Source organism: Pseudomonas silensiensis (genome assembly GCF_050434865.1).
GTDB classification, from domain to species: Bacteria; Pseudomonadota; Gammaproteobacteria; order Pseudomonadales; family Pseudomonadaceae; genus Aquipseudomonas; species Aquipseudomonas fluorescens_W.
Genome location: NZ_JBNDJH010000009.1, coordinates 1 through 13,334 on the forward strand (window position 1 = coordinate 1; position 13,334 = coordinate 13,334).

Below are 13,334 nucleotides of genomic sequence, written 5' to 3' on the forward strand. Positions count from 1 at the left end.
ACGTTGATAGGTTGGGTGTGTAAGCGCTGTGAGGCGTTGAGCTAACCAATACTAATTGCCCGTGAGGCTTGACCATATAACACCCAAGCAATTTGCTGACCTGAAAAGGCACCAGATTGCGGTGTGTGAAGACGAAACGAACCGAAAGTTCGAGATACTCATAAAACACCAAACTATCACTTACCCATTCGCTGGAGCGTATGCCGTAAGGCAAACGATCTGGCTACCGAATTTCTTGACGACCATAGAGCATTGGAACCACCTGATCCCATCCCGAACTCAGCAGTGAAACGATGCATCGCCGATGGTAGTGTGGGGTTTCCCCATGTGAGAGTAGGTCATCGTCAAGATTAAATTCCGAAACCCCTATCTGCGTATGCAGGTAGGGGTTTTGTTTTAGTAGAAGTCACCAGTTTTGCTGGCACGTTACACCGTAACGGGCTAGTCACAGAATTTCTTGACGACCATAGAGCATTGGAACCACCTGATCCCATCCCGAACTCAGCAGTGAAACGATGCATCGCCGATGGTAGTGTGGGGTTTCCCCATGTGAGAGTAGGTCATCGTCAAGATTGAATTCCGAAACCCCTGTCTGCTAACGCAGACAGGGGTTTTGTCGTTATGGGCTCGCTAAAGGCTCAATGGGTCATCAGCTGCAAATGCGCTTCCACTCCCAAGGCAGGTTCGTCTTCATGGTGTTCGCCCGCCAGACGTCGCATTGCTGACGTAGGCGCGGGGAAATTTGCAACTGCCGCACGAATAACCGTCATCACAAAATAGACTGATCAGGCGCGCTGACACACCGTTCGGCGGGTATCTGACAGGAATGCCGATCATTTCGTACAAACCCCTAAGTTTTCTCCGGTTTGTGCCGACAGCCTGATGAGACATGCGTGCACCAAAGTAGAGCGGCTACAGAACCCTGCCTGCGCTGTTACATGGAATGTTGCAACTCGGAACGCATCCCCACTTTTTTGCATAAGAAGTCCCATCAAATGAATCTCAAATTCAGCCATAAAATCCTTCTGGCCGCTTCCGGCGTCGTGGTGCTGGCTTTTGCGTTGTTCACTTTGTACAACGACTATCTGCAGCGAAACACCATCCGCCAAAACCTTGAGTCGAGCGTCCAGCAGGCCGGGGATCTGACCGCCAGCAGTGTGCAGAACTGGATGAGCGGCCGTGTGCTGGTGCTGGAAAACCTCGCGCAAAACGTTGCCCATCAAGGCGCCAATGCCGACCTCCCGGGGCTGGTCAATCAACCGGCCCTGACCTCGAACTTCCAGTTCACCTACGTGGGTCAGGCCAACGGCGTGTTTACTCAGCGCCCGGACGCGAAGATGCCTGACGGTTACGATCCGCGTCAGCGTCCCTGGTACAAACAGGCCGTGGCTGCCGACAAGACCATGCTGACCCCGCCTTACATGGCCGCAGTCGGTGGCCTGGTGGTGACTATCGCCCTGCCGGTGAAAAAGAACGGCGAGTTGCTCGGCGTGGTCGGTGGTGACCTAAGCCTGGAAACCCTGGTGAAGATCATTAACTCGGTGGACTTCGGTGGCATCGGTCACGCATTTCTGGTCAGCGCCGACGGTCAGGTGATCGTCAGCCCGGACAAAGACCAGGTGATGAAAAACCTGAAGGACATCTACCCGAACGCTGGTGTGCGCATCGAGAAGGGCAATCAGGAAGTCACCCTGAACAAGCAGGACCGTATCCTTTCGTTCACGCCGGTCAGTGGTCTGCCGAATGCCGAGTGGTACATCGGTCTGTCGATCGACAAGGAAAAGGCCTACGCCCCACTCAGCCAGTTCCGTACTTCTGCGCTGATCGCGATGTTCATCGCCGTGACGGCCATTGCCGTGCTGCTGAGCCTACTGATCAACGTGCTGATGCGTCCGCTGACCACCATGAGCCGTGCGATGCAAGACATCGCTCAAGGCGAGGGCGACCTGACCCGACGTCTGGCCGTGGAAAGCAAAGACGAATTCGGCGAGCTGGGCGGTTCGTTCAACCAGTTCGTGGAGCGAATTCACGCGTCGATTTCCGAAGTGTCGTCGGCAACCCGCCAGGTTCACGACTTGTCGCAACGGGTGATGGCTTCGTCCAACGCCTCGATCGTCGGCTCCGACGAGCAAAGCGCCCGCACCAACAGTGTGGCTGCGGCGATCAACCAGTTGGGCGCCGCCACCCAGGAAATCGCCCGCAACGCCGCCGATGCTTCCCAGCACGCCAGCGGCGCGAGCGAGCAAGCCGATGACGGTCGTCAGGTGGTGGAGAAAACCATTCTGGCGATGACGGAGTTGTCGCAGAAAATCAGCCTGTCCTGCACGCAGATCGAAACCCTGAATGCCAGCACCGACAACATCGGGCACATTCTGGATGTGATCAAAGGCATCTCCCAGCAGACTAACTTGCTGGCGCTCAACGCAGCCATCGAAGCGGCCCGTGCCGGTGAAGCCGGTCGTGGTTTTGCGGTGGTGGCGGACGAGGTGCGTAACCTTGCTCACCGTACCCAGGAATCGGCGGAGGAGATCCACAAGATGATCACCTCGCTGCAGATCGGTTCTCGTGAAGCGGTAACCACGATGAACGCCAGTCAGGTCTCCAGCGAACAGAGCGTCGAAGTGGCGAACCAGGCCGGTCTGCGACTGGTCAGCGTGACCCAGCGCATCGGCGAAATCGACGGCATGAACCAGTCGGTGGCCGCGGCGACCGAAGAGCAGACGGCGGTCGTGGAAACCCTCAACGTCGACGTTAACCAGATCAACCTGCTGAACCAGCAGAGCGTGGCCAACCTCAATGAAACGTTGAAGGATTGTGATGCATTGTCCTTGCAGGCGAACCGGTTGAAGCAGTTGGTCGACAGCTTCAAAATCTGATCAAACGATGTAAAAGAAGCCCGCTGTGGAGTTATCCACAGCGGGCTTTTTCATGCCTTACGCAAACAGCTTCAGCACATTGTTCATCGAATCATCGGCAAAGCCCTGCACGAAATCCTTGAACCCCGGCAATGCCTCGGCGCCGCCCTGCACGGGTTCGGCGATGATGGTCCAGGTCGCTCGGGATTTGCCCGTGCCCAACGGTTCGACACTCATCGCCGCCCACAAATTGGCCACGCCCAAGGTGTTGTAAATCGTGGTCCAGGTCATGTTCAGCGCCTGGTCATCCCGGGAGTTGAGTTGCTCCACCACCAGGTTGCCGTCCTTGAAGAATTTCTTGCGCAGGGACGACACGCCTTCGCCGGTCATCTCGATGTGCGACAGCGCCGGAATGAATTGATCGAAGCCGGCAAAGTTGCCGACCACCGCCCAGACCTTCTTGGTATCGGCCGGCACTTCCACCGAGGACACGACGTGGCAGCCTTGAGGGTTTTTGATCAGGGTATCGGGTTGTAGGGTTTTCATGGTTTTGCTCCGGTTGAGTGAGTCAGATGAAGTTGATTTCTTTCAGGTAGTCGCAGCCGCGACGCAGCAGCGCCGGGGATTTTTCCGGGTAATGCGCACCCATCTGCCGAACGCCCGCCTGGGCGTTGGCGTGGCCGATCATTGAGATGTCGCCGATGTCTTCCTCGAAGCCGTTGAGGTAGAAACCGAGCACGCCGAACAACGCGTTTTCGCTGTCGACCCGGCCCAGTTGCTGCTGCCAGTCGGCGACGCTGACCATGGAAAATTCCCGCCCCGCCTCACGAAATGAGGCGACGTAGGCATCCCAGCTCAGAGGCTCGGGGTTGTGCAGGTTGAACACCGCTTTTTCGGGTGAATAACGGCTGGCATGGAAGGCGATGAACCGGGCGAGAAAGTCCACCGGCATCAGGTCGAAATTCAGCGCAAACTCCGGCACCTGGCCGAGCTGGATCGAGCCTTTGAGCATCAGCATCAAGCGATTCTTGTGAGGCTGGCAGACACCGGTGAGGCTGTTGAAACTGATGTTGCCGGGACGATAAAGATTGACCCGTACGCCGCGTTCGCGAGCGCGTTCGAGGATCCGCTCACCGACCCATTTGGACAGGTTGTAGCCGTTCTTGATGTAGATCGGAGGGGTTTGCGCAGCGGGTAATTCCAGCACCCGGCCATCGGCGGCAATCGTGCTGGAGGCCGAAAGCGTCGAGACGAAATTGAAGATCTTTTTGCTGCGCCCTTCGCACAACCGAAGGCACTCGAAAATCGGCTCGACGTTGTCCCGCGCCAACGACTCGTAATCGAGTACGTGATTGACGTTGGCGGCGTTGTGCACCAACGCGCCGAACTGCCGATCCAGTCGCTCGTAAACATCCGCTTCGAGCCCCAATGACGGACGCGTAATGTCCGCCGCATAAACCCGCACTCGACTCAGGTCCAGGTGCTCCAGGCGGTTTTCTCGCAACGCATGGGCAAAACGCTCGGCCGCCGATTGTCCACCGCCGTCGCGCACCAGGCAGGCGACTTCGCTGGCGCCCCAGGCGAGCAACGCTTCGACGATGTGCACGCCGACAAAGCTGTTGGCGCCGGTCACGATCACCTTGTGCACATCGCCCATACGGTTGACTGGCAACGGCTGGATATCCAGCTCGCGGAAGGCATCGGCCAAGGCCTTTTCGCTCAACACTTCTTCGGTGCCGGAGCCGCGCACCAAGGTCGCCAACTTGGCGATGGTCGGCAATTCGATGAAGCGGTTGATCGAGATGCTGCGACCGAACTCTTCCCGCAACCGCAAGAGCATGCGCGACAGCAGGATCGAGTGGCCGCCCAGGTTGAAGAAACTTTCGTCGGTGGAAATATCGCTGGCCGGCAGCTCCAGCAGCTCGGCCCAGATCTCCAACAACAACGCCTCATCGGCACTGACGGGCAAGCGCCGCAGCGTGTTTTCGGAGACATTCACGGGCATCGCCAGCAGCGCCTTGCGGTCGACCTTGCCGTTGCTGGCGAACGGCATGCCCGGCAGTTCGGTCCAGGCGATGGGCTGCATGTAATCCGGCAGAAACTGTGTCGCGTGAGCCTTCAGGGCTTCGCGAGCGGTGCCGGGTTGATCCTCCTGAGGCTGCGCGAGGAACGCCAGAATCCGTCGATGGCTGTCGATAACCACTGCCACTTGGCGGTACAACTGACTGTCGCGCAGGCAGCGTTCAATTTCTTCTGGCTCGACCCGAAAGCCGCGAATCTTCACCTGATTGTCTCGCCGCCCGCATAGCTCGATGCCGTCGCGGGTCCACTTCGCCATGTCGCCGGTACGGTAGGTGCGCAGGCCCTGGCCATTCGGCAGGCTCAGGTTCAGATAACGTTCGGCGGTCTGCTGCGGGTTATTCAGATACCCCAGGCACACGCCCGGCCCGACGATGTACAACTCACCAACGGTCTGCTCGGCCACCGGTTGAAATTCCTCATCGAGAATCAGCACCTGACTGTTAGCGATTGGTGCGCCGAGGGTGCGGTTGCTGTCGCCGGTGCGCAGTTGCCGCGCGGTGATCAACACCGTCGCTTCGGTCGGGCCATAGAGGTTATAGAGGTTGCCCTGACGGGTGAGCTGCTCGATGACGTAGGGTTCGCAGACATCGCCGCCGGTCATCACATGATCGAGGCATTGCAATTGATCCAGCGGCAGGATGCTCAACAACGCTGGCGGCAAAAAGGCGTGACTCAGTTGTTGATGGCGGATCAGCTCGACCAGTTGCAACGGATCGCGGCGCTGATCGTCGCCGGGCACGATCAGCTCGGCGCCCTGGAGCAGGGTCGGGAAGATATCGATCAGCGACGAGTCGAAGCTCAACGACGAAAACTGCAGCACCCGACTGTGCTCGCTCAGTTGCACATAGTCGGCGTACCACGCAGTGAAGTGCGCGAGGTTGGCCTGGCTGAGCAACACGCCTTTGGGATGGCCGGTGGTGCCCGAGGTGTAGAGCGCCATGCACGGCGCGTCAGGGGCGGGTCGTTGGCGCATCAAGGGTTGATCGAGATCCACGTCGCCGATGTCGATGCGGCTGATGTCGAGTCCCGGCATTTGCGCCGCGAGCGGATGTTCACCGTCATGCAGCAACAACACTGCCCCGGCGTTTTCCAGAATGTACTGCTGACGTTGCAGAGGATGGCTCGGCTCCAGCGGCAGGTACACGGCGCCACTGCCAAGAATCGCGAGAATCCCCGCATACAACGCGCTGCATTTCGGCAGGCAGATCCCGATCACCAACGGCCCATGATGCTGCGCGAGCAACGGCTGCAAACGCTGCTGGATGGCGCGGCTGTGGGCGTGCAAATGCCGATAGCTCAGGGACGTGCCGGCAATGCTCAGGGCGGGTCGATCGGCACACTGGATGAGGCGCTGCTCAAGCCGCTCGATCATCGGGATTTGACTGAGCGCCAGCAGTGCGGGTGCCGCCGTGAGATTGAGTCGATGGAAAAACGCCAGGTTCTCCAAATAGAGCAGGCTTTCCACGTGCTCGACACGAGCGGGAACAGCAGGGTCGGCCAGCAGAAAATAGTCGGCATCGCGAGAGAGACGGCTGACTAGCAGCGCCACGTGGTCGACCAGTTCCGCCACTGCCCGCAGACGCAATGCCTGGCCGTTGCCCGAAGGTTCGTCGGTGATCGGCACGCGAGTGAACAGCGTTGAACCGTAGGTGCACAGTACGTCCAGCGGTGGCAGGCCAGAAATCCCAGGCACACCGATACCCAGTTGCAGCGTCAGTCGCGGTGTATCGCCGACGTCTTGAACAGGCAGGCTGGTGTCGTCGATCAGCAAGTCAGCGTTACCCAACGGCTGCTCGTCGACGGCTGTCAGGCGCACCAAAGAATGACCGTGTTGTTCAAGTTCCAGCGCCAGGTCGGTCAAGGCCTGGCTGTGTCCAATGAGCAGAATGTCGAGACGTCTCATGATGGGCTCCTCGTTAAACCAGGTAATCGCTGAGGGCGTCTTGCACGCACGGCGAATCGAGCAGCGAACTGCTGCGGAAGAACCGCACGATGTTGGCGACCAGCGGGTGATGACGATTGATCGGGAAGGCCAGCCCCGACACTTCGCTCTTCAGTGCGTGGCGTGCGCCATCGCTGATCTGCAAGGATTCGATCAGCCGGAAGTCGAACGACTTCTGAATGTCGTTGGTCAGGTAATGGCCGATGAACACCGGCAGGATGTGCGCGATGCAGCGGCGGTCGTCTTCGCTCGCGGTGTGCCAGTAGATGCGCACCAGCCGCGCCCAGAACCCGGAGTGGCGACCTTCGTCGAGCAAGTGGTCGGCCATCAGGCCCTTGATCGACTGCTTGACCGTGTCGTCCTTGGCGAACGCGGCGACATCGCCGGTCACGGTGTTCTCAGCGATGGCCACGCAGATCAATTCCACGGCGCTGCGCAAGTGTTCCGGCGCAAGCGCCACGGCCGCTGGAATGGCTCGGCTGAGTTCGATTTCATCCGGCAGTTCGATGGGCGTGATGCCAGTCATGGCGACGGTCTGTTGCATGAAATCCATCGCCACGAGTGCGTGGTAATCCTCGTCCACCACCACGGTCATGGCGTCGTAGCGGCAGGCGAACGGGAAGGCCACGGCGAAGCGATTCTTGGCGATGCTGCGGGCGGTCTTGTCGACGATTTCGGTTTCGAAAATCACCACGTCGTTGATGAATTTGTAGAGCGTCTGCACCAGCGCAAAGTCGCGCTGCTCCGGGCATTCGCGCAGGAAGGTTTCGCTCAGCACCAACGGTTGGCGGCTCAACGGATAGATCAGCTTGTCGTCGTTCTCCAGCACCCGCCGGGGGCGGGTACGGATGGTCGCGCGGCTTTCCCAGGCATCGGCGAAGGATTGGTAGTCGGCGGCGTTCATGCGTTCACCTCTGCGACCGGTTCGCTCATGCTCAGGCGCAGGCCATCCCACAAGGCGATGCGGCTTTCCACTGCAGCGATGGCGCTGGCGTAGACGTCTTCCTCGCGTTGCGGATCGCCATTGACCAGCCGGGCGAGGAGTTTTTCAGCGGCGGGGCCGTGGTCTTCGGAATCGACTTCGATGTGCCGTTCGAGGTAGTAACGGAAGGTCGGTGCTTGTTCGATACCGATGCCCCAATCATCGAGAATGCGCTGGAACATCTGCGGGATGACGCTCTCGCGACCATGCAGAAATGCCGCCGCAACGCTGTGCCCCGGCGCATGCAACGCGGTGTGCAACGTGTTGCGCACGAACTGTGCTGCCGCCGGATCGACGTCCACGCTTTGCAGTGCCACGTCGTAACTCACGCCTTCTTTTTGCAGCGCGACGAAGCGTTCGACCACCGCCGTGCTGGCGCCGACTTCGCGCATGGCATCCAGGTACAACTCGAAATGGCTGTAGTGACCCTGGGCTGGGCGGTCATCGGACTCCTCGCCCAGCACAATTTCATTGATCAGCCGAGCCGCTTGCGGGTCTCTTGGCGGCAACCAGGGCAGTTGCACGCAGGTGAGCTCCTGTTGCAGACGTTTGGTCAGCGACATGAAATCCCACACCGCAAAGACATGGGTTTCCATGAAACGTTGAAGTACCGACAGCGAATGAATTTCAGAGAAGATCGGATGCGCACTAAGTTCTGCTTTCTTCTGGTTGAGGCGGTCTTTATTCGTTTTCATGAGTGGGCCTATAAGTGATCTGGAATGCCGTTATGGGTGCTGTGATCAATAAGTGACTGTCGGTTTAAGTTTTCTGTTGGCGAGTGAACGCCTCAAACTAATTGATGTGTGTGCATTAAAATTAAGTTGCCGGGTAATGGCTTGCCGACTGTATTCAGGGCGGCGGAGAAAAACTAATACACGAATAAAGTGTCGGGCAAGTTATTTTTTAATTAATTAATAGTTCATATTTATTCGGCGCGAGAAGTTCCAATAAGACTTTTGGTTTAAGTTTTATTTTGGCGTAGTTGCTCCTTCCGACTGATAAACGTCAGAATTTATATAAAGAGTGAATGCCTCACTCGAAGCAACTTTCTAACTGAGTCGTTGAGGTGAATTGAGGGGGCGGAAGTTGACTGGGATCAACGCCGGTTCTTCCTTTCCCGTGGCAAGACTCCTTCCGTAGGTTCTTGGTGCGGGGACTGCTCCGCTCGTGCGGTGCGTCGCCCGTTCATTGTTTGTTTGCAGCCCAAGAGTGAGCGTAAATCACGACAGCCGCTATCACCGCCGCGTCATCGACTCGGAGTCATTGTGGGTCTTGAGAGGGGTAAATCGAGGGCAGGGCTTTAGAGAGGGGTGTAGCGCAGCGCGGCAAGCGAGAATGAGCAGTTCGATCTGCTCGCTCAGGCTTGCCGACGCGGTTTACTTGGAGGTTTTTTTGTTCAGCGCTTCGGGGCTGTTGAGGTAGCGTGTGATGACCTCGACGCCCCGGTTGAGGTGTTGTTCGAGCAACTTCACTGCGCGCTCGACGTCCCGGTCTTCGACGGCCAGCAAAAGCGCCCGGTGATCTTCCTGGGACAGTTTGCCCAGGCCCATGGCTTCAAGGTTGAAGCGCAGGAAACGCTCCTCTTCGTTCAATCCGTCTTCCACCAGCCTCAACAGCCGTTGGTTCGGCGCCTTGCAGTACAGCGCCATGTGGAAGAGCCGATTGAGCCGGCCGATTTCGGTGTAGTTGTTTTGCGTTTCCAGTTCGTCGATGTAGCGGGCGGCCTGTTCGAAATCCTCCTTATCGAGCAACGGGATCGACAGGCGCAGGGCTTCGGATTCCAGCAGGATCCGCAGCGCGTAGGTTTCCACGGCATCGCCCTGAACCAGCGGTGCGACCACTGCACCTTTATGGGCGATGACGTTGAGCAACGCCTGGGCTTCGAGTTGGCGCAAAGCTTCGCGCACCGGCATGCGGCTGACACCGAAAAGATCGGCCAAATCTTGCTGACGCAGGGCGGTGCCGCAGGGAATGCGACCGTCGAGAATGGCCGAGCGAAGGGTTTCTTCGATCACCGAGCGTGCCAGGTGAGCGGGAATCGGCCCGTTGACCTTGATGCTGTTCAGAGGATTGGGCTTCTGTGTCACAACTACGCACCCTGTTTGACTGAAATGAATTTGGATCCAAGGGGACACTAGTGACTGCCTGACAGGTTGTCAAACGGACACAAGCGCGCAGCCTGACGTGGCCCCAATGTTTTTAATGACACCTGCCATACAAAGTTTAGCGCGCCAGCAGTGATCTCACCGTGCCATTGTCTTTTACTTGGCTAACCTGCACCATCGACCGATTTCCACTTGCCTGACCTGGATGCCTCGCATTGGCGGTACGTTTCGCGATCCCTCGGACTTTGCGCTGGCTGTGCTGCGCGTTGCTGCTGGCCGGCGTTATGCTGGGCGGGCTGCATGCCGATTGGGATTTTTCGCTGATCAGCCGTCGCGCGCAGGCATTGTACGGGCCATTGGGCGAAGGACAGCCACGCATTGATGCCTGGCAGCACTTATTGGTCACGCAAAAACAAGTGGGCGAGCTCGAACAGCTTAAAGTGGTCAACCAGTTCTTCAACAAGCAGATGCGTTACGAGGAAGACATCGACCTGTGGCACGAGGTCGATTATTGGGAAACACCCATCGAGGCCCTTTGGAAGGGCGCCGGCGATTGCGAAGATTACGCGATCGCCAAGTATTTCAGCCTGCGTCATCTCGGCGTGGCCAGTGACAAGCTGCGCATCACTTACGTCAAGGCCTTGCGCCTGAATCGGGCGCACATGGTGTTGACCTACTACTCAAGCCCCGAGGCTATGCCGCTGGTACTCGACAGCCTGATCGATGCGATCAAGCCGGCCAGCCAACGAACCGATTTGCTGCCGGTGTACTCTTTTAATGCCGAAGGGTTGTGGCTGCCGGGCGCCAAGGGCAACAAGAAAGTCGGTGACACCAAACGCCTGTCTCGTTGGCAGGATGTGTTGAAGAAAATGCAGGCCGAAGGTTTCCCGGTCGAGACGACTAACTAGGAGCACGCGCTCAGATGTCCTTGTTCAAACAGCTGTTGATCGCTATCTGTCTGTTCCTGGTGATCGCCTTCACCGGAAGCTTCGTGGTCAGCCTGGAAAGCTCGCGCACCCAATACGTCAACCAGTTGCGCTCCCACGCCCAGGACGCCGCGACCGCATTGGCACTGTCCCTGACGCCGAGTATCGACGACCCGGCGATGGTCGAGTTGCTGGTCAGCTCGATTTTCGACAGCGGTTATTACGCGAGCATCCGTGTGGTCGATCTCAAGACCGATCAGACCATCGTCGAGCGCAGCGGCATTCCAGCGGTGAACAACGTGCCGGACTGGTTCGTCAAAATGATCGGGCTGGAAGCGGCCGGGGGTGATGCCCTCGTCAGCCGTGGCTGGGAGCAGGCGGCGCGGGTCGAGGTGGTCAGCCATCCGATGTTCGCGTTGGCCAAACTCTGGCAGAGCGCACTCGGCAGTCTTGGCTGGTTGTTGATCTGCGGTGCGGTGAGCGCGGTGCTGGGCGCACTGTTGTTGCGCCGGCAACTGAAGCCGCTGGATTACATGGTCAAGCAATCCCACGCCATCGCTCGCCGCGAATTCCTCAGCCTGCCGCAACTGCCGCGCACGCCGGAACTGCGGCGTGTTGTGCAGGCCATGAACCAGATGGTCGAGAAGCTTAAAGCGCTGTTCCAGGAACAGGCCGAGCGCAGTGAAAAGCTGCGGGCCGAGTCCTATCAGGACAACCTGACGGGGCTGGCCAACCGTCGTTATTTCGAAATGCAATTGAACGCCCGAGTGAGCAATCCGGAGCAGGCGAGTTCCGGTTATTTGCTGCTATTGCGGGTCAGGGACCTGGCCGGGTTGAACCAGCGGTTGGGCGGTCAACGCACTGACCAGTTATTGAAAGCGGTGGGCGAGCAGTTGTCCCGAGAGTGCGCCAAATACCCGGAAACCCTGAACCTCGTCACGCGGATTCGCGGCGGTGAGTTCGCCGTGCTGGCGCCGGGGCTGGTACGCGAAGAAGCGCTGCAACTGGCGCAGAACCTCGACAGTGCCTTGGGCAGCCTTCACGCGACGGGCGCCACCGACGTGGCCTCGGTGGCCTCGATCGGGCTGGCGCCGTTTGTTTATGGCGATTCCCCGCAAGCGGTACTCGGGTTGGGTGATCAGGCGTTGGCTCAGGCGGAAGGCCAGGGCGATTCGAGCTGGGTTTGCCTGGATCACAGCGCGTCGGCCAGCGTCGGCGACGACCATCATGCCTGGAACAACTTACTGGAACAGGCGTTGAATCAGCAGCGTTTCGAGCTGTATTTCCAACCGGTGGTGGCCGCCCAGGACACGCAGTTGGTGCTGCACTACAAGGTGTTGTCGCGTTTGATCGACGACGAGGGCCAGACCATTCCCGCCGGACGCTTCCTGCCGTGGCTCGAGCGCTTTGGCTGGACCGCGCGCCTTGATCGGCTGATGTTGGAGCTGGTACTTGAGCAGATGGCCGACCATGAAGAGTCGTTGGCGCTGAACCTGTCTTCAGCCACGCTGGCCGATCCGCAGGCGTTGAATAAAGTCTTTGAAATCCTGCGCCAGCATTCGGATCTCGGGGCGCGATTGACCCTGGAAATCGGCGAGGAGCAGCTGCCGGAGCAAGCCATGCTGGAAGAACTGACGCGACGTCTGCACGAACTCGGGTTCTCCCTGAGCCTGCAACGCTTTGGCGGGCGCTTCAGCATGATCGGCAACTTGGCGCGACTTGGGTTGGCGTATCTGAAGATCGACGGCAGTTACATCCGGGCGATTGATCAGGAGAGTGACAAGCGCCTGTTCATCGAGGCGATTCAGCGGGCGGCGCACAGCATCGATTTGCCGTTGATTGCCGAGCGGGTCGAGACGGAAGGGGAGTTGATGGTGATTCGTGAGATGGGATTGTATGGGGTTCAGGGGCAGTTGTTTGGTGAGCCGAAGCCTTGGCATTAGGCTTTTGAGCTGAGTCGTCAGTGATGCCCTCATCGCGGGCAAGCCCGCTCCCACAGGGTTTTGCATTGCCCTTGTGGGAGCGGGCTTGCCCGCGATGGCGTCAGTGCAGACACCAATGAACTTTGGACTTTAGATCAACCCCGGCTCATCATCATCGATCAATTGACTCAACCCGCCCAACGCCTCACGGGCCTGGGTCCGGTCCATCAGCTTGGCTTGTGCGGCCGGCGGCAGGTCGGTGACGCGTATCACGCCTTTGCTGGTCAGCACCTGGATCAAGTCGTCGAGTACCCGGATCATTTCCAGGTCGCTCTGCTTGAGCTGTTTGAGGCTGGTTTCCACGACTTCATTGGCATACCAGGCCTGGATTTCATGGTGGTCGGCCGGCAGTGTTTCCGTGGCCTCGGCGTAGGCCGCGGCTTCCACGCGCACTAACTGACCTTGCGCATCGCGTTGCACGTAGAACATTGAACATCCCTCGGAAATGGACCAGCGTCAT

General features: G+C 58.6%; 9 protein-coding genes and 3 rRNA genes. 6 read left to right on the plus strand and 6 right to left on the minus strand.

Annotated features, from left to right (window positions below; translation table 11 throughout):
* The 4 genes from QF010_RS14635 to QF010_RS14650 form a co-directional block, all read left to right on the plus strand.
* Window positions 1-76, plus strand: a 23S ribosomal RNA gene (locus QF010_RS14635); the annotation flags it as partial.
* Between the two features lie 158 nt (window positions 77-234).
* A 5S ribosomal RNA gene (gene rrf / locus QF010_RS14640) occupies window positions 235-350 on the plus strand.
* A 106-nt stretch (window positions 351-456) separates the two neighbouring features.
* A 5S ribosomal RNA gene (rrf, locus tag QF010_RS14645) occupies window positions 457-572 on the plus strand.
* Window positions 573-995: 423 nt separating this feature from the next.
* The gene (locus QF010_RS14650) at window positions 996-2,876 is read left to right on the plus strand and encodes a methyl-accepting chemotaxis protein (RefSeq protein WP_033056167.1); all 1,881 of its coding nucleotides are present in this window, start codon (window positions 996-998) and stop codon (window positions 2,874-2,876) included.
* A gap of 57 nt (window positions 2,877-2,933) precedes the next feature.
* Here the strand turns inward: QF010_RS14650 and QF010_RS14655 are convergent, their stop codons facing one another.
* The 5 genes from QF010_RS14655 to QF010_RS14675 form a co-directional block, all read right to left on the minus strand.
* A complete protein-coding gene (locus QF010_RS14655; protein ID WP_429533388.1) occupies window positions 2,934-3,401 on the minus strand; it encodes an SRPBCC family protein in 468 nt (155 codons plus the stop codon).
* Between the two features lie 22 nt (window positions 3,402-3,423).
* Complete coding sequence (locus QF010_RS14660; protein WP_429533389.1) at window positions 3,424-6,840, minus strand: amino acid adenylation domain-containing protein; 3,417 nt, start codon at window positions 6,838-6,840, stop codon at window positions 3,424-3,426.
* Window positions 6,841-6,853: 13 nt separating this feature from the next.
* Window positions 6,854-7,783, minus strand: coding sequence for a diiron oxygenase (locus QF010_RS14665; RefSeq protein WP_223433171.1), 930 nt, complete (start codon window positions 7,781-7,783; stop codon window positions 6,854-6,856).
* Window positions 7,780-8,556: a DUF3050 domain-containing protein gene (locus tag QF010_RS14670; protein ID WP_033056172.1), complete on the minus strand. Its 777-nt coding sequence runs from the start codon at window positions 8,554-8,556 to the stop codon at window positions 7,780-7,782. Before QF010_RS14670 ends, QF010_RS14665 begins: the two co-directional genes overlap by 4 nt.
* A 681-nt stretch (window positions 8,557-9,237) precedes the next feature.
* Window positions 9,238-9,948, minus strand: a complete 711-nt coding sequence (locus QF010_RS14675) for a GntR family transcriptional regulator (protein WP_033056173.1) — start codon at window positions 9,946-9,948, stop codon at window positions 9,238-9,240.
* A gap of 233 nt (window positions 9,949-10,181) precedes the next feature.
* Here QF010_RS14675 and lapG point away from each other — a divergent pair, with 233 nt between their 5' ends.
* Window positions 10,182-10,874: a cysteine protease LapG gene (gene lapG, locus QF010_RS14680; protein WP_033056174.1), complete on the plus strand. Its 693-nt coding sequence runs from the start codon at window positions 10,182-10,184 to the stop codon at window positions 10,872-10,874.
* A gap of 14 nt (window positions 10,875-10,888) precedes the next feature.
* A complete protein-coding gene (gene lapD / locus QF010_RS14685; protein WP_429533390.1) occupies window positions 10,889-12,835 on the plus strand; it encodes a cyclic di-GMP receptor LapD in 1,947 nt (648 codons plus the stop codon).
* A 129-nt stretch (window positions 12,836-12,964) separates the two neighbouring features.
* Here lapD and QF010_RS14690 read toward each other — a convergent pair whose 3' ends face one another.
* Entirely contained in the window at window positions 12,965-13,303 is a 339-nt protein-coding gene (locus QF010_RS14690) for a hypothetical protein (protein ID WP_033056176.1), read from the minus strand.
* Window positions 13,304-13,334 lie beyond the last annotated feature (31 nt).

Excerpts from the sequence above, each read along its gene's own strand:
- lapD (WP_429533390.1), top strand. The coding sequence starts at position 10,889 with ATGTCCTTGTTCAAACAGCTGTTGATCGCTATCTGTCTGTTCCTGGTG.
- QF010_RS14650 (WP_033056167.1), top strand. The coding sequence starts at position 996 with ATGAATCTCAAATTCAGCCATAAAATCCTTCTGGCCGCTTCCGGCGTC.
- QF010_RS14665 (WP_223433171.1), bottom strand. The coding sequence starts at position 7,783 with ATGAACGCCGCCGACTACCAATCCTTCGCCGATGCCTGGGAAAGCCGC.
- QF010_RS14690 (WP_033056176.1), bottom strand. The coding sequence starts at position 13,303 with ATGTTCTACGTGCAACGCGATGCGCAAGGTCAGTTAGTGCGCGTGGAA.
- QF010_RS14660 (WP_429533389.1), bottom strand. The coding sequence starts at position 6,840 with ATGAGACGTCTCGACATTCTGCTCATTGGACACAGCCAGGCCTTGACC.
- QF010_RS14655 (WP_429533388.1), bottom strand. The coding sequence starts at position 3,401 with ATGAAAACCCTACAACCCGATACCCTGATCAAAAACCCTCAAGGCTGC.
- QF010_RS14670 (WP_033056172.1), bottom strand. The coding sequence starts at position 8,556 with ATGAAAACGAATAAAGACCGCCTCAACCAGAAGAAAGCAGAACTTAGT.